The sequence below is a fragment of the Buttiauxella gaviniae ATCC 51604 genome (genome assembly GCF_001654835.1).
Classification (GTDB): Bacteria; Pseudomonadota; Gammaproteobacteria; order Enterobacterales; family Enterobacteriaceae; genus Buttiauxella; species Buttiauxella gaviniae.
Window position 1 is genome coordinate 157,616 of sequence record NZ_LXEP01000028.1, and the last position, 16,090, is coordinate 173,705.

Annotated in this window: 14 protein-coding genes and 1 pseudogene; 6 read left to right on the plus strand and 9 right to left on the minus strand. The window is 51.4% G+C overall.

The genetic code is table 11. The annotated features are described in order from the left end of the window. The first annotated feature begins 40 nt into the window (after positions 1 to 40). From M977_RS14545 to M977_RS14560, 4 genes are all read left to right on the plus strand, one after another. Positions 41 to 967 carry an ABC transporter ATP-binding protein gene (locus M977_RS14545; protein WP_064516268.1) on the plus strand — a complete coding sequence of 309 codons (927 nt, stop codon included), beginning with the start codon at positions 41 to 43 and terminating at the stop codon, positions 965 to 967. After that, positions 964 to 1,734 carry an ABC transporter permease gene (locus M977_RS14550; RefSeq protein ID WP_034460895.1) on the plus strand — a complete coding sequence of 257 codons (771 nt, stop codon included), beginning with the start codon at positions 964 to 966 and terminating at the stop codon, positions 1,732 to 1,734. The genes M977_RS14545 and M977_RS14550 overlap by 4 nt, the downstream gene beginning before the upstream one ends. A gap of 118 nt (positions 1,735 to 1,852) precedes the next feature. Continuing rightward, complete coding sequence (locus M977_RS14555; protein WP_064516270.1) at positions 1,853 to 2,284, plus strand: PTS sugar transporter subunit IIA; 432 nt, start codon at positions 1,853 to 1,855, stop codon at positions 2,282 to 2,284. Positions 2,285 to 2,368: 84 nt separating this feature from the next. Further along, on the plus strand, positions 2,369 to 3,619 hold the full coding sequence (locus M977_RS14560; protein ID WP_064516272.1) for a polysaccharide deacetylase family protein: 1,251 nt from the start codon (positions 2,369 to 2,371) through the stop codon (positions 3,617 to 3,619). 54 nt (positions 3,620 to 3,673) lie between these two features. Here M977_RS14560 and panD read toward each other — a convergent pair whose 3' ends face one another. From panD to thpR, 9 genes and pseudogenes are all read right to left on the minus strand, one after another. Continuing rightward, positions 3,674 to 4,054, minus strand: a complete 381-nt coding sequence (panD, locus tag M977_RS14565; RefSeq protein ID WP_034460890.1) for an aspartate 1-decarboxylase — start codon at positions 4,052 to 4,054, stop codon at positions 3,674 to 3,676. A 93-nt stretch (positions 4,055 to 4,147) separates the two neighbouring features. Then, complete coding sequence (gene panC, locus M977_RS14570; protein WP_034460889.1) at positions 4,148 to 5,002, minus strand: pantoate--beta-alanine ligase; 855 nt, start codon at positions 5,000 to 5,002, stop codon at positions 4,148 to 4,150. Between the two features lie 13 nt (positions 5,003 to 5,015). Next, positions 5,016 to 5,810 carry a 3-methyl-2-oxobutanoate hydroxymethyltransferase gene (gene panB, locus M977_RS14575; protein ID WP_064516274.1) on the minus strand — a complete coding sequence of 265 codons (795 nt, stop codon included), beginning with the start codon at positions 5,808 to 5,810 and terminating at the stop codon, positions 5,016 to 5,018. 66 nt (positions 5,811 to 5,876) lie between these two features. Next, positions 5,877 to 6,356 carry a 2-amino-4-hydroxy-6-hydroxymethyldihydropteridine diphosphokinase gene (gene folK, locus M977_RS14580; protein ID WP_064516276.1) on the minus strand — a complete coding sequence of 160 codons (480 nt, stop codon included), beginning with the start codon at positions 6,354 to 6,356 and terminating at the stop codon, positions 5,877 to 5,879. Further along, positions 6,353 to 7,750: a polynucleotide adenylyltransferase PcnB gene (pcnB, locus tag M977_RS14585; protein WP_208326165.1), complete on the minus strand. Its 1,398-nt coding sequence runs from the start codon at positions 7,748 to 7,750 to the stop codon at positions 6,353 to 6,355. The genes folK and pcnB overlap by 4 nt, the downstream gene beginning before the upstream one ends. Before the next feature lie 56 nt (positions 7,751 to 7,806). Continuing rightward, positions 7,807 to 8,702 (minus strand): annotated as a pseudogene (gluQRS, locus tag M977_RS14590) (tRNA glutamyl-Q(34) synthetase GluQRS). A 77-nt stretch (positions 8,703 to 8,779) separates the two neighbouring features. Then, positions 8,780 to 9,235 (minus strand): RNA polymerase-binding protein DksA, encoded by a 456-nt coding sequence (gene dksA / locus M977_RS14595; RefSeq protein ID WP_064516282.1) that lies wholly within the window; start codon positions 9,233 to 9,235, stop codon positions 8,780 to 8,782. A 283-nt stretch (positions 9,236 to 9,518) separates the two neighbouring features. Then, on the minus strand, positions 9,519 to 10,241 hold the full coding sequence (gene sfsA / locus M977_RS14600) for a DNA/RNA nuclease SfsA (protein WP_064516284.1): 723 nt from the start codon (positions 10,239 to 10,241) through the stop codon (positions 9,519 to 9,521). Continuing rightward, positions 10,242 to 10,781 carry an RNA 2',3'-cyclic phosphodiesterase gene (gene thpR / locus M977_RS14605; protein ID WP_064516285.1) on the minus strand — a complete coding sequence of 180 codons (540 nt, stop codon included), beginning with the start codon at positions 10,779 to 10,781 and terminating at the stop codon, positions 10,242 to 10,244. Between the two features lie 72 nt (positions 10,782 to 10,853). Between thpR and hrpB the strand changes: the two genes are divergently transcribed. Together hrpB and mrcB are read left to right on the plus strand one after the other, a co-directional pair. Further along, complete coding sequence (gene hrpB, locus M977_RS14610) at positions 10,854 to 13,286, plus strand: ATP-dependent helicase HrpB (RefSeq protein WP_064516287.1); 2,433 nt, start codon at positions 10,854 to 10,856, stop codon at positions 13,284 to 13,286. A 79-nt stretch (positions 13,287 to 13,365) separates the two neighbouring features. Next, positions 13,366 to 15,921, plus strand: coding sequence for a bifunctional glycosyl transferase/transpeptidase (gene mrcB / locus M977_RS14615; RefSeq protein WP_064516289.1), 2,556 nt, complete (start codon positions 13,366 to 13,368; stop codon positions 15,919 to 15,921). Positions 15,922 to 16,090 lie beyond the last annotated feature (169 nt).

Genomic DNA, 16,090 nt, shown 5'->3' on the forward strand with positions numbered 1-16,090 from the left:
CAGCTTAACTTTTTTGTACCGAACAAGGTAACCGCAAATAATGACCATTGCATTAGAACTGGAACAGTTAACGAAAACCTATCCCGGCGGTGTTCAGGCACTGCGTGGCATAGATCTTCGTGTTGAGGCAGGGGACTTTTACGCTCTGCTGGGGCCGAATGGCGCAGGGAAATCCACTACCATCGGTATTATCAGCTCGCTGGTAAATAAAACCTCTGGCCGGGTACGCGTGTTTGGTTATGACCTGCAAAAAGACATTGTTAACGCTAAACGCCAGCTTGGTTTGGTGCCGCAGGAGTTTAACTTCAACCCGTTTGAGACCGTACAGCAAATCGTTGTGCACCAGGCGGGATACTATGGCGTTGAAAAAAACGAAGCCATTGCGCGTAGCGAAAAGTACCTGAAACAGCTCGATCTGTGGGAAAAACGCAACGAACGTGCACGTATGTTATCGGGTGGTATGAAACGCCGTCTGATGATTGCTCGTGCCTTAATGCATGAGCCAAAGTTGTTGATTCTTGATGAGCCAACTGCGGGTGTCGACATTGAACTACGTCGCTCGATGTGGGGATTCCTGAAGGATCTGAACGATAAAGGCACCACTATTATTCTGACCACTCACTACCTTGAAGAAGCAGAAATGCTGTGCCGCAATATCGGTATTATTCAAAACGGTGAGCTAGTCGAAAACACCTCGATGAAATCACTACTTTCAAAACTGAAGTCAGAAACTTTTATTCTCGATTTAGCACCGAAAAGCCCATTACCGAAGCTCGATGGCTACCAATATCGGCTGGTGGATACTTCCACTCTGGAAGTGGAAGTGCTGCGTGAGCAAGGAATAAATAGTGTCTTCAGTCAGTTAAGCTCGCAAGGGGTTCAGGTATTAAGTATGCGTAACAAAGCTAACCGTCTTGAGGAGTTGTTCGTCACGCTGGTAAATGGCTCGAAAGGAGAGCAGGCATGATGCATCTCTATTGGGTGGCGCTAAAAAGTATCTGGACTAAAGAAATTCACCGTTTCACGCGTATCTGGATCCAGACGCTGGTACCGCCGGTCATCACCATGACCCTGTATTTTATTATTTTCGGTAATTTGATTGGCTCGCAGATTGGCTCAATGCATGGTTTTACCTACATGCAGTTCATCGTGCCGGGCCTGATCATGATGGCGGTGATTACTAACTCTTACGCTAACGTGGCCTCTTCGTTCTTCAGTGCGAAGTTCCAGCGCAACATTGAAGAGCTGCTGGTGGCACCTGTGCCGACGCACATTATCATTGCCGGTTATGTTGGCGGTGGTGTGGCGCGAGGTCTGTGTGTCGGGATTCTGGTGACGGCAGTATCGCTGTTCTTCGTGCCTTTCCAGGTTCACTCGTGGCTGTTTGTCGCCCTGACGCTGCTGTTGACTGCCATCCTGTTCTCGTTAGCTGGTTTGCTCAATGCCGTGTTTGCCAAGACCTTTGACGACATCAGCCTGATCCCAACTTTCGTGCTGACTCCGCTGACCTATTTAGGCGGTGTATTCTACTCCCTGACGCTGTTGCCACCGTTCTGGCAGGCTTTATCCCACCTGAACCCGGTGGTGTATATGATCAGTGGCTTCCGTTACGGTTTCCTCGGTATCAACGACGTACCATTGCTATTTACTGTCACCGTGCTGGTGGGCTTTATCGCCGCCTTCTATATCCTGTGTTGGTATCTGATTCAACGTGGCCGCGGTTTGCGCAGCTAATTCTGCTAACCTCCCCGAAAGGGGAGGTTACTGAGCGTTTTCTTACTCCGTTTTGATTAGCATCACGTGGCAGATTTCCCGCTCTGGCACACTTGCGCTCTGCGAAAAGGAGAACGCGATGTTAGGTTGGGTTATTGCCGGTCATGACTATTACGCTCAAGATATGCTGGATGCAATCGAGCGACGTTTTGGACCGCAACCGCAATGTTACGCGGTGAATTATTGGAATGGGCTTAGCACCAATATGCTAAGCCGTATGATGTGTGATGCATTGTACAATTGCGATTCTGGGGATGGAGTGGTCTTTCTGACCGATCAAACCGGGGCTGCACCTTATCGTACGGCTGCACTCATGAGCCACCAACATTCCCATTGTGAAGTGATCTCTGGTGTCACGCTGCCTGTGCTATTCGCGATGCGCATGCACCGAGAAACGCTGACCAGCGAAGAGTTCCGTGACCGCATTGTTGAGCAGGGTGGCGATGACATCACCAGCCTCTGGCATCAACAGCAAAAAAATCCGCCATTCGTATTACTCCACCAATATTGATTTGAAAGGTTGGTATCGGGTGGGCTTTTGTTAGAATGACACCCACTTTCCGCCGTTGGGACACTCAGTGCTATCAAATTCGTTATGCTAACTCGCCTTATTTTTGCTGTGCTGATGCTGATTTGTGGCAGTAGCGCTAATGCCAGCCTGCTCAGCAGCAATCACACTCCCGCGCAATATATGCAAACCACTGAAGATGCTGATATCTGGGCGCAGGTGGGGGATAAAGTCATCTCTGTTGGCTCTGTTCAGGAAGGGCAGATTCTGGCGGTCGTGCCAATGGCGGCAGACTATTACGAATTTAACTTTGGCTTTGGCACCGGCTTTATTGATAAAGAGCATCTTGAACCGGTTGTAGGTAAGCAACGGATTGAAGACCGACTGGGTGATCTGAATAAACCGCTGAGCAACCAGAATCTGGTCACTTTCCGTGATGTTGCTGTGTATAACGAACCGGATACCCGGAGCGCCACGTTCGGTACATTGGCCGATAATTTACGTTACCCAATTATTGCCAGTCTGAAAGACCGTTTAAACCAAACCTGGTATCAAATTCGTATTGGCAATCGCCTTGGGTATGTCAGCAGTCTCGATGCGCAGCAGGACAATGGTATTCCGGTACTCACCTACCACCATATTCTGCGTGATGAAGAGAACACTCGCTTTCGCCATACATCAACAACTACCTCGGTGGTAGCATTCAGCAACCAAATGACCTGGTTGCGCGACACGGGCTACACCACCCTTACGATGTATCAGCTCGAAGGCTACGTGCGTAACCGTATGAATCTGCCCGCGCGGGCGGTAGTGATTACCTTTGACGATGGCCTGAAATCGGTTTATCGCTACGCTTATCCGATTCTTAAAGAGTACGGCTTCAAAGCGACGTCCTTTATTATTTCTTCGCGCATCAAGGCGCATCCGCAAACCTGGAACCCGAAAACGCTGCAGTTTATGAGTATCTCGGAATTACAGGCCAGCCAGGATGTGTTTGATATCCAGTCGCATACCCATTTCTTGCATCGCGTTGACGCTAATCGTCAGCCGACACTTTTACGCCGCACCTATCGTAATATCCTGCTTGATTTTGAACACTCGCGCCGCGCGCTTGCGCAGTTTAATCCGCATGTTTTATATCTTTCGTATCCGTTCGGCGGCTACAACGATAAGGCGGTGACAGCAGCCAACGATGCGGGGTTCCATATGGCTGTGACGACAGTGCGTGGGAAAGTGAAGCCGGGGGATAATCCGTTTTTGCTAAAACGACTTTATATATTGAGAACTGACTCGTTAGAGACCATGTCGCGGCTTATCAGCAACCAGACAAAATCTTAAGATAAAAAAAGACCTGCTTAACAAAGCAGGTCTTTTTCATTCGTTCGGAGGTTGTTATGCAACCTGAACCGGTACGGCTTTAGCGAGACGTTTCATTTCGTTATCGCCATCGAAATAGGCGACTTTCGGCTGCCAGGTGCGGGCTTGCTCATCTGGCATAGTCACGTAAGTGGCAATGATCATGATGTCGCCAACATCCGCGCAATGCGCTGCGGCACCATTCACCGAAATGATTTTTGAACCGCGCTCACCCGCGATAGCGTAAGTTGAAAAACGCTTACCGTTGGTGACGTTATAAATATCAATGGCTTCATATTCCAGAATGCCTGCCGCCTCAAGGAAGTCCTGATCGATGGCGCAGGAGCCTTCATAATGCAAATCCGCCTGCGTCACTTTGACACGGTGAAGTTTGCCTTGCAGCATGGTGCGTATCATAAAATTAAACCTTTATTACGGGGTCCGAATAGAGCTGATTTTATCAGCTCTATGAATATAAGCGGGCAGTATTGCCCGATTTATGAATGCTGTCTACTGCGCCAGATCAACCTGAATATTATCAATCAAACGCGCCTGGCCAAGCCATGCGGCCATTAATACCACCGCACGTTTACTCTCAACGTTCAGCTCTAACAAGGTATCGGCATCGCGAATTTGCAGGTCGTCAGAACGAAAACCTTTTTCATTCAGTTCGGTGGCGGCGATAGCCAACATTTCTTCCGTGTCTCGCTCACCAGACCGCAGTTTATCTGCCAGAGACTGCATCACTTTATGCAAACCTGGCGCAATTTTGCGCTGTTCTGCGGTTAGATAACCATTGCGTGAACTCAGTGCCAGGCCGTCTTTCGCACGAACCGTTGGCACGCCGATAATTTCGATGTCATAACCCATATCCGCCACCATCTTGCGGATCACGGCGACTTGCTGGAAGTCCTTCTCACCGAAGCAGGCGATATCAGGCTGCACCATGTTAAAGAGCTTGCTGACAATGGTAGAGACGCCACGGAAATGCCCTGGACGACTTGCGCCTTCGAGCATGGTAGAAAGCCCTGGAACTTCAACAAAGGTCTGTGAGTCCAGTCCTTGTGGATAAATATCGGCTGGGGCAGGGGCAAACACCAAATCGACTTTGCGACGGTTTAGTTTCTCGCAATCTTCCTGCAAGGTGCGGGGATAGCGAGTTAAATCATCCGGTCGGTCAAACTGCATCGGGTTCACAAATATGGTGGTAACCACCACATCGGCGCGGCTTTTCGCATCATCGACCAGTTTCATATGGCCGTCGTGCAGGTTGCCCATGGTCGGCACCAGTGCGATGCGTTTACCTTCCTGGCGCCAGCGGCGGATTTGCTGACGTAACAGCGGTATCGTTTCGATAATCAACACAACCCTTCTCCTGTCAGTGGAAACTATGTTCTTCACCTGGGTAGGTGCCTGATTCAACTTCAGTTATGTACTGGCGTACCGCGGCGCGCATGTCGCCGTTTCCTGTAAGGAAGTTTTTGGCGAATTTTGGAATATGACCACCGGTGATACCAAAGGCATCGTGCATGACCAGAATCTGTCCATCTGTGACATTACCCGCGCCAATACCGATGACCGGAATGCTCAGTGCTTCAGTGATGCGTTTTGCCAGAGCGACCGGAACACATTCCAACACCAACAATTGTGCACCTGCCGCTTCGAGTGCCACGGCATCATCGAATAGTGTCTGTGCGGCGGCTTCATCACGCCCCTGGACTTTATAGCCACCGAAGATGTTCACGGATTGCGGCGTAAGGCCCAAATGCCCGCATACCGGAACGGCACGTTCGGTCAGCATCTTGACTGTTTCAACCAACCAGCGCCCGCCTTCGATTTTGACCATATTAGCACCAGCGCGCATAACGATGGCTGAATTGGCAAACGCCTGTTCAGGTGTGGCATATGCCATAAAAGGCAGGTCAGCAAGCAGCAGGCAGTTTGGCGCACCACGGCGCACGGCGCGGGTGTGGTAGGCAATATCTTCCACGGTAACGGGTAAAGTGGAGTCGTGCCCCTGAACAGTCATCCCTAATGAATCGCCAACTAGCATCACACCAATGCCTTCATCGGCAAACAGTTTTGCAAAGCTGAAATCATAAGAGGTGATGGTTGCGAATTTGCGTTGGGCCTGTTTCCACTGGCGCAACTGAGACATGGTGATTGGTTTCATGGCAATCCCAGAGAAATAAGAATGAGAGGTGAAATCGCTACATTAGCAAACAGAACACGTCCGTGGTTACCAAAACGTAATCCCATCCTGGGAGAGAGTATCTAAAATATCAGCGGCGCGTTTGCCGTCCGGGAAGGTGCAGTCAGGTGCAATTTCCAGCAGCGGAACCAACATAAACGCGCGATTTTTCATATCATAATGCGGCACGATAAGCGTTGGTGTTGCAACAGTCAGATTACCGAACAGCATGATGTCGAGATCAAGCGTGCGCGGCCCCCAGCGTTCAGCTTTACGCACGCGACCATGCTCCAACTCAATACGTTGAGTATGGGCTAGTAATGCTTCGGGAGACAGTTCGGTTTCTAGTGCCACAGCAGCATTGAGGTAATCGGGTTGGTCTTGCGGGCCGAGCGGCGGGGTGCGGTAGTACGAGGAAGTTGCAACCACCCGGCTTTGCGGGATGGTTGCAATGGCGTTCAGCGCTTGAGTCACTTGCTCAAGCGGTGACGCCTGGTTGCTGCCGAGAGCGATGTACGCAAGCGTCATGCACTTCCACCGCTGCGTGGTGCACGCTTGCGTGGACGGCGGTGACGGCGGCGATCGGCAGGTTCATCACCTAACACATCGAGCATATCTTTCTGTGCCGGCGGAGCTGCAACCTGGAACTCACCCCACCATTTGGTCAGGCGCAGTAATTCCTGGTTATTTTCCACTTCAGCACGCAGTGCCAGCAAATCGTAAGCTGCACGGAATTTAGGATGCTCCATCAGCTTCCATGCGCGTTTGCCCTGGCGGCGTGACAGGCGAAGCTGCAGGCCCCAGATATCACGAACCAGCGTGGTGATACGTTTTGGAATCGCCAGCGCACGGCAAGCTTCATCCAGCACTTCGTTCATCGCCAGTGCAAAAGCATCCATATAGGCAAGGCCGCTTTCCTGAGTCAGCTTTTGGGCCATCTCAAGTTGCGGATACCAGAATATGGCAGAGAACAGGAAGGCCGGATTAACACGCATATCATTCTGAATGCGGTTATCGGTATTCTTCAGCACCTGAACAATCATTCGTTCCATCGGGCTGTCACCCTGCTCGGTAAAGTAGCGGGTGATGGTCGGGAATAACGGCTGGAACAGCTGATATTCGCGCAGTAATTCGTAAGTTGGATAACCGTGGCCAGCTTGCAGAAGTTTCAATGACTCTTCAAACAAACGAGCAGGCGGCACATCGTTAATCAAGGTCGCTAAGCGCGGAATAGGTTCGCCAGTTTCCGGGCTAATCGTCATGTTCAGCTTGGCGGCAAAGCGCACTGCACGAAGCATACGTACAGGGTCTTCACGGTAGCGCGTTTCAGGGTCACCAATCAGACGGATAACGCCATTGCGTAAATCACGCAGGCCGCCGACATAATCGCGAACGGAGAAATCAGCCACGCTGTAATAGAGGCTGTTGATTGTGAAATCGCGGCGCTGTGCATCTTCTTCGATAGAACCGAAGATGTTGTCACGAAGCAACATACCGTTTTGACCGGTCTGAGAAGTCTGTTTGTCAGACTTTTGCTCTTCATGGTGACCACGGAAAGTAGCAACTTCGATGATTTCCGGCCCAAACATTACATGCGCCAGACGGAAGCGACGACCCACCAGACGACAGTTGCGGAACAGTTTACGCACTTGATCTGGCGTAGCACTGGTCGTGACATCAAAGTCTTTCGGCTGTTTGCCGAGCAAAAGGTCACGGACACCGCCACCCACGAGGTAAGCCTCGTAGCCAGCTTTGTTCAGACGATAGAGCACCTTGAGGGCATTTTCACTGATATCTTTGCGGGACAGAGCGTGCTGGTCACGCGGAATTACCGTGATTTGCGGGAGATCTTCAATCTCCTCGACCACGACGTCATCGCGGTTAAGCACCTTGCGGCAAAAATTAGCGACTCGGGTAAAAATAGTACACCTCGGCAGTGTCAATCATAGGGACAAAAAAAACAGCGGCTAATCATAGCTCAGTGCGTGGCATTTGAGAATGGCGTATTCACGCCGAGCCTGGTTCAATAGCCTCAAGCGACCAGGTTTGCACCGCCTGACTGAGTAATTCGTTGAGCGTCAAATCTTGCCAATGGGCAATTTCTGGTTGATTCAAAAATGCCAGCGCGGCATGAATAACCGGACGTGGATCGCCTTGCGGTAGGGCTGGCGCGTGGTTCTGCTTAGAAAGCTTTGCCCCATTCTCATTAAGCACTAAGGGCAAATGTACGTAATCAGGCACCGTCCAACCAAATTGTTGATACAGCGAAATTTGTCTTACCGTTGGCTCAATTAAATCTGCGCCACGTACAATTTCGCTCACACCTCGATAATTATCATCCACTACCACAGCAAGATTATAGGCAAATAACCCATCCCGGCGGTGAATGATGAAATCTTCGCGGGCCAGTTGTTCGTCGGCTATTAACGTCCCATGAAGTTTATCTTCAAAACTTAATACCGGGTGATGTTGTATAAAACGCAACGCGGCATTATTAGGACCTTGGTTTAACGCGCGGCAATGGCCATCGTAAAAACCGCCAATTTGCTGAATCCGGCTGCGCGTGCAGGTGCAGTAATAACTCAGCCCTTGCTGATGTAACCATGAGAGTGCTTCGCGGTAGGCTTCGTGTCGTTGGGATTGCCATAAAACTTCACCATCCCACTCCAGACCGTAATGCTCAAGTTGGCGCAATATAGTAGCAGCAGCGCCCGGTACTTCACGTGGTGGGTCGATATCTTCGATACGCACCAGCCATTGGCCTTGTTTTGAGCGTGCTTGCAGGTAGCTGCCGAGTGCGGCAATTAGCGAGCCGAAATGGAGTTCACCCGAAGGCGAGGGGGCAAAGCGTCCAATGTAGTGGGGTGTGTTCATGATTTGCTGCGGTAGGCTAGAAATAAATAAGGCGGGAGAGTATCCCGCCATTATGAGTAATCTGAAATTGCGAGCCGTTAACCGGCCATTTGTTTTTCGCGAATTTCTGCCAACGTTTTACAGTCAATGCACAAATCAGCTGTCGGACGAGCTTCGAGACGGCGAATGCCGATTTCAACGCCACAAGATTCGCAGTAACCGAAATCTTCGTCTTCCACTTTCTTGAGCGTTTTCTCGATCTTCTTGATCAGTTTACGTTCGCGATCGCGGTTACGCAGTTCCAGGCTGAACTCTTCTTCCTGAGTGGCACGGTCTGCCGGATCAGGGAAGTTAGCCGCTTCTTCTTGCATGTGCGTGACGGTACGATCAACTTCATCCATAAGTTGATTACGCCATGCTTCAAGAATACGCCTGAAGTGCGTCAGCTGGGCTTCGTTCATGTATTCTTCGCCCGTTTTCTCCTGGTATGGTTCCACCCCAGCGATGGCGAGGATACTCAGGGACGATGTTTTACGCTTTTGCCCTTCTTGCATGTTGTTTCTCCTTAACACGCATTATCGGTCCCCTGTTCGGGGGAAAATCAGGCCGCTATAAATAGCAGATGCTTTTCAGGATGGCAATTATATAAATTCCTCTCTTGACAAGCCTGTGAAGAAAAGCGTATTTACGCGAACCGCCAGCACACAAAACAGACAAACGTTAATACCCTTTATACTTCAAGCTGCATCTTTTTGTTGGCGGCGATTACTCACCCGAATCACTTACTGCAGTAAGCTCATCGGGGCTTATTCACTTGCCGCCGCGATGCAACTCGAATTATTGCGGGCACTCTTCAATCAAACAAACAGGTAACGGCGAGATTAGACTCAAGCCTTTATCCGAAAGTTCAGCCTTATACGCAATAACTTCAACTCCACACAGTTGCGCCTCGCATAATAATTGTGCGTATTTGGCGTCGATGTGGCGTGCCGGGGAAACCTGGGTGATAGCAGAATGCAATACTGCAAATAGCAGCACCGCACGTTCGCCCTGCATAACCACGTTCATCAATTCTCGCAAATGCTTCTGCCCACGCAAACTTACAGCATCCGGGAAATAGCCATTTCCTTGTTCTGATAACGTGACTGATTTTACTTCAATATAGCAGTTAACCTTGCAATCTGCCTGCAACATAAAGTCAATGCGGCTACGTTCAGCACCATACTTCACTTCACTTTTAATGGTTGTATAACCAATTAATTCTGAAATGCTTTCCGAACTTAATGCTTCATTCACAACCGCATTAGCGCGCAGCGTATTAACGCAAATAAATTCGCCGTTTTGCGTTTGGGTTATTTCCCAGGTGTGGGGATATTTTCGAGTTGGGCTATCTGATGTGGAATACCACACAGTATCGCCTGGTGTTGCACATCCGGTCATCGCGCCGGTGTTTGGGCAATGGAGCGTTAACTCTTCACCAGACGGAGTTACCACATCAGCCAGAAAGCGTTTATAGCGTTTGATGAGTGTGGCTTGTTGTAGCGGGGGACTAAACTCCATTTACTCTTCCTTATTGCTTAATGACCAGCGCTGTAGCTCCAGGTAACGCGTTCGCCCTTGCTTGAAAACTGACTCATACAATACGAAGTCTTCAACTTTGTATTGCCAGCGAAAATTGGGTGGCGGGATGGTAACCGCACGCGGTGTGTTCCGATAAAGCGTGATATGCGGGTGAAACGGCTGCGGGCTTTGGTAGCACCCGCTACGAGCCGCTTGTGCACGTAACATATTTGCCAGTTGAATCAACCCCAAGGGGGCATGCCGGGGGCCAATCCACACCACGTTTGACCGCAACCATTGCCCTGCATCATCAATTGTCAGGGTAAAACCGCTCTGGCGGATTCTCCCAGCGAGCAGGCTGAGTGCTTTTTGCTTTTCAACACTGATGTCGCCTAAAAAGGCGAGAGTCAGATGCAAATTTGCAGCAGCAACCGGACGCCCGGAATCTTCAGGGAACTGTGTGGCGCGCCACTGGATAATCTGTTGTTGTACCTCGGCTGGCAATTCGAGGGCAAAAAACAGACGGCGAGTTTCGGCCATAGTGGTCTCTCGTTATGAATTGGCTTGATGCTACAATAGCGAACTTCGCATCATACTCGTTTGGAGCCGTTTGTGCCGTCATTACCGGTTGCCGCAGTGCTACCCGATATTCTTAACGCCTTGCAAAATGCGCCGCAGGTTTTACTGAGCGCCCCAACGGGGGCAGGTAAATCGACCTGGTTGCCGTTGCAGATTTTACGGCAGGCAAACTTGGGCGGTCGCATTCTACTGCTGGAACCACGTCGCCTGGCTGCGCGTAATGTTGCACAGCGTCTGGCTGAATTATTGGGTGAAAAGCCCGGTGAAACAGTTGGCTACCGGATGCGTGCCGAAACCTGTGTTGGGCCGAATACCCAGCTTGAAGTGGTAACCGAAGGTATTTTGACGCGCATGATTCAGCACGATCCTGAGCTTTCAGGTGTTGCGCTGGTGATCCTCGATGAATTCCATGAACGTAGCCTGCAAGCCGATCTGGCGCTGGCGCTGTTACTCGACGTGCAGCAAGGGTTACGTGACGATCTTAAATTGCTGATTATGTCGGCAACGCTTGATAATGCGCGCCTTCAGCAATGTTTACCGGAAGCTCCGGTAATCAGCTCTGAAGGGCGAGCATTTCCGGTTGAACGTCGCTACAGTCCGCTTTCTACCCATCAACGCTTTGATGAAGCGGTTGCTAGCGCTGTGGCGAATTTGCTGCGCGAAGAGTCGGGTTCTCTGTTGCTGTTTTTGCCTGGTGTCGGTGAAATTCAGCGTGTTATGCAACAGCTGCAAGAGCGCGTCACAAGTGATGTTCAGCTTTGTCCGTTATACGGTGCACTGCCTTTAAGCGAACAGCGCAAAGCAATTCTCCCTGCGGAAAACGGCACTCGCAAAGTGGTGCTGGCGACCAATATTGCCGAAACCAGCCTGACTATTGAAGGTATCCGCCTGGTGGTGGATTGCGCGCAGGAGCGCGTCGCGCGTTTTGACGTTCGCACTGGGCTCACAAGGCTTATCACCCAACGCATTAGCCAAGCGTCGATGATTCAACGTGCTGGGCGAGCGGGGCGTCTGGAGTCGGGTATCTGTCTGCACTTAACCAGTGCCGAGCAGGCAGAACGCGCGAGCTTGCAAAGTGAACCAGAAATCCTGCAAAGCGACCTTTCTGGCCTGCTACTCGATTTACTGCAATGGGGTTGCCAGGATCCGGGCCAACTGACCTGGCTTGATGCCCCGCCTGCCACCAATTTAGCGGCTGCGCAAACCTTGTTGCGCCAGCTCAATGCTCTGGATGGACAAAACAAACTCACACCCGTAGGCCAGAAAATGGCGAACCTGGGTAATGAACCGCGCCTGGCAGCGATGTTGGTTAACGCTAAAGATGCCGATCAACAGGCAACCGCAGCGCGGCTTGTCGCGATTCTTGAAGAGCCACCGCGCGGTCAGGACAGCGATTTGCGTAATGCTTTTAGTCGACGTCAGGATAACTGGCAGCAGCGTAGCACCCAGTTGCTTAAAAGGCTTAACAGCCGCGGTGGCGAAGCGGATTTCTCCCTTGCGGCTCCGTTACTGGCGCAGGCGTTTCCCGACAGGATTGCTCGCCGCCGTGGTCTGGACGGTCGCTACCAATTAGCCAATGGTATGGGGGCGATGCTCAATCAGGATGACCCATTAACACGCTACGAATGGCTGCTGGCACCACTTTTATTACAGGGAAGCCATACGCCTGATGCACGCATCTTGCAGGCCATTCCATTGGATATTGATGCGCTAACGGCGCAGTGCCCTGAGTTACTGACACAAAGCGATTCTGTGGAGTGGGATGAAACACAAGGCACCTTAAAAGCGTTTCGCCGTTCACAAATTGGCAAGTTAATTCTGAAAGTTCAGCCACTGGCGAAACCTTCCGAAGACGAACTGCATCAAGCGATGCTTAATGGTATTCGTGAGAAAGGCCTGTCAGTGCTTAACTGGTCGGCGCATGCGCAACAGTTAAGAACACGCCTGGCCTGTGCAGCAAAATGGTTGCCAGAACTTAAATGGCCAGACGTCTCTGACGAGGCGTTGCTGCGTGATTTAGACAGCTGGTTATTACCCGAACTGCATGGTGTACACTCGCTTCGCGCGTTAAAAAACATTGATGTCACACGGGCGTTACAGAACCTGATCGACTGGAACGCACGCGTACGTCTGGATAGTGCGCTGCCAACTCATTACACTGTGCCGACTGGAAGCCAGATAGCCATTCGCTATGATGATGAAAACCCGCCAGTTCTTGCTGTGCGTATGCAAGAAATGTTTGGTGAAGCCCAGACTCCGGTGATTGCCGAAGGCCGTGTGCCACTGGTTCTGGAGTTGCTCTCCCCGGCGCAGCGCCCATTGCAGATTACGCGTGATTTAACCGCATTCTGGAACGGCGCGTATCGGGAAGTGCAAAAAGAGATGAAAGGACGTTATCCAAAACACGTCTGGCCGGACTCGCCAGCAGACGCGCTGCCTACGCGGCGTACCAAAAAGTACCAATAACTTTGAGAGATTTCCTCTTTCGACTTGAGTTGAGATGGGGAGAATCAGGCCGTGCGCCTTATTTTTGGTGGAGAAAGCAATGGCGGGGAATGACCGCGAACCGATTGGACGTAAAGGAAAACCTTCACGTCCTGTGAAAGAGAAAGTAAGCCGTCGTCGTGTCCGTGAAGAGGAATATGACGCGGATTACGATGATGATTATGAAGACGAGAAACCGATGCCGCCACGTAAAGGAAAAGGCAGTGGCAATGGCAATGGTCGCCCGCCACGTAAAAAGCGCCGTTGGTTCTGGTTCCTGGTAAAACTGTTTGTTGTCTTTGCTGTGCTGTTCGTAATTTACGGTGTTTACCTCGATCAGAAGATCCGTACCCGTATTGATGGGAAAGTCTGGCAGCTCCCGGCGGCAGTCTATGGCCGTATGGTGAACCTTGAACCAGACATGCCGTACAGCAAAAAAGAGATGGTTAACCTGCTGGAGGCGACCCAGTACCGTCAGGTGACGAAGATGACGCGCCCTGGTGAGTTTACGGTTCAGGGCAACAGCATTGAGATGATCCGTCGTCCGTTTGATTTCCCTGATAGTAAAGAAGGGCAGATCCGCGCGCGTCTGAATTTTGATGGTGACCATCTGGAATCCATCCAGAACATGGATAACAACCGCAGCTTCGGTTTCTTCCGTCTGGATCCACGCTTGATTACCATGTTGTCTTCACCGAATGGTGAACAGCGCCTGTTTGTGCCGCGCACCGGGTTCCCGGAGCTGCTGGTCGACACGTTGATCGCAACAGAAGACCGCCATTTCTACGAGCACGACGGGATTAGCTTCTTCTCCATTGGCCGTGCGGTGCTGGCGAACCTGACAGCTGGCCGTACCGTGCAGGGCGCGAGTACGCTGACGCAACAGTTGGTCAAAAACCTGTTCTTGTCGAGCGAGCGTTCTTACTGGCGTAAAGCGAACGAAGCGTACATGGCGCTGATCATGGATGCGCGTTACGGCAAAGATCGCATCCTTGAACTGTATCTGAACGAGGTCTATCTCGGCCAGAGCGGTGATAACGAAATTCGCGGCTTCCCGCTGGCGAGCCTGTATTACTTTGGCCGTCCGGTAGAAGAACTGAGCCTCGATCAGCAAGCATTGCTGGTGGGCATGGTGAAAGGCGCGTCGATTTATAACCCGTGGCGTAACCCGAAACTGGCGCTGGAACGTCGTAACCTTGTATTGCGCTTGCTGCAAGAGCAGAAGGTCATCGACCAGGAGCTTTACGACATGCTGAGCGCGCGCCCTCTGGGTGTGCAACCGCGTGGTGGTGTGATTTCGCCGCAGCCTGCTTTTATGCAGATGGTGCGTAACGAACTTCAGACCAAACTTGGCGACAAAGTTAAAGACTTGTCCGGCGTGAAGATCTTCACCACTTTCGACTCCGTTTCTCAGGATGCGGCAGAAAAAGCGGTGAGTGAAGGGGTTCCGGTTCTGCGTAACTCGCGCAAACTGAAAGATCTGGAAGCGGCAATGGTCATTGTTGACCGTTCGACCGGTGAAGTTCGTGCGATGGTCGGCGGAGCTGAAACGCAGTTTGCGGGCTTCAACCGCGCGATGCAGGCTCGTCGTTCTATCGGTTCTCTGGCAAAACCAGCGACTTATCTGACGGCATTAAGCCAGCCTGACGCTTACCGTCTGAATACCTGGATTGCCGATGCGCCAATCGCGCTGAAACAGCCGAACGGGCAAGTGTGGTCGCCGCAAAACGATGATCGTCGCTACAGTGAGAGCGGCAAGGTTATGCTCGTGGACGCGCTGACGCGTTCTATGAACGTACCAACTGTCAACCTGGGGATGGCGCTGGGCCTGCCTGCTGTCACAGATACCTGGGTCAAACTTGGCGTGCCGCAGAACCAGTTACATCCGGTTCCTGCGATGTTGCTGGGTGCGCTGAACCTGACGCCAATTGAAGTGGCTCAGGCATTCCAGACCATCGCCAGCGGTGGCAACCGGGCAACGCTTTCAGCCTTGCGTTCGGTTATTGCTGAAGATGGCACCGTGCTATACCAAAGCTTCCCACAGGCGGAGCAGGCTGTTCCTCCTCAGGCTGCATACATGACGCTGTTTACCATGCAGCAGGTTATGGCTCGCGGTACGGGTCGTGCGTTAGGGGGCAAATATCCGAACCTGCACTTAGCAGGAAAAACGGGTACCACCAACGATAACGTGGATACCTGGTTTGCGGGCATCGACGGCAAAGAAGTGGCGATTACCTGGGTAGGGCGTGACAACAACCAGCCGACCAAACTATATGGTGCGAGCGGGGCGATGTCGCTTTACCAACGTTATCTGGCTAACCAGACGCCGATTCCACTGGTGCTGAACCCGCCGGAAGATATCGTTGATATGGGTGTTGATAGCGCAGGCTACTTCCAGTGTGGCGGCGGCGGGGATCGTGTGTTGCCAGTGTGGACCACTAATCCGGACGGGTTGTGCCAGCAAAGCCAGCAGGCTGAGCAGAACAACAATCCGTTTAGTCAGTCACAGGCGCCACAGACTCAGCAGCCACAACAGCCGCAGCAGCAACAACCTCAGCAGCAAGAAAGTAGTGACGGTGTTGCAGGTTGGATAAAAGACATGTTCGGCAGTAAATAAACCTCACGGTTTTCCCATAAAGCCTCCGTTTACCACGGGGGCTTTTCTTTTTTATTAAGCCCATGCAATCACTCTGGTTAATTATTATTCCCTCGCGCTTAGCAGGGGCGTTTCCTGCTTGCTATGCACTTTCCGTTTCGTCTATTATTCTGCGGCTAATAATAATTAT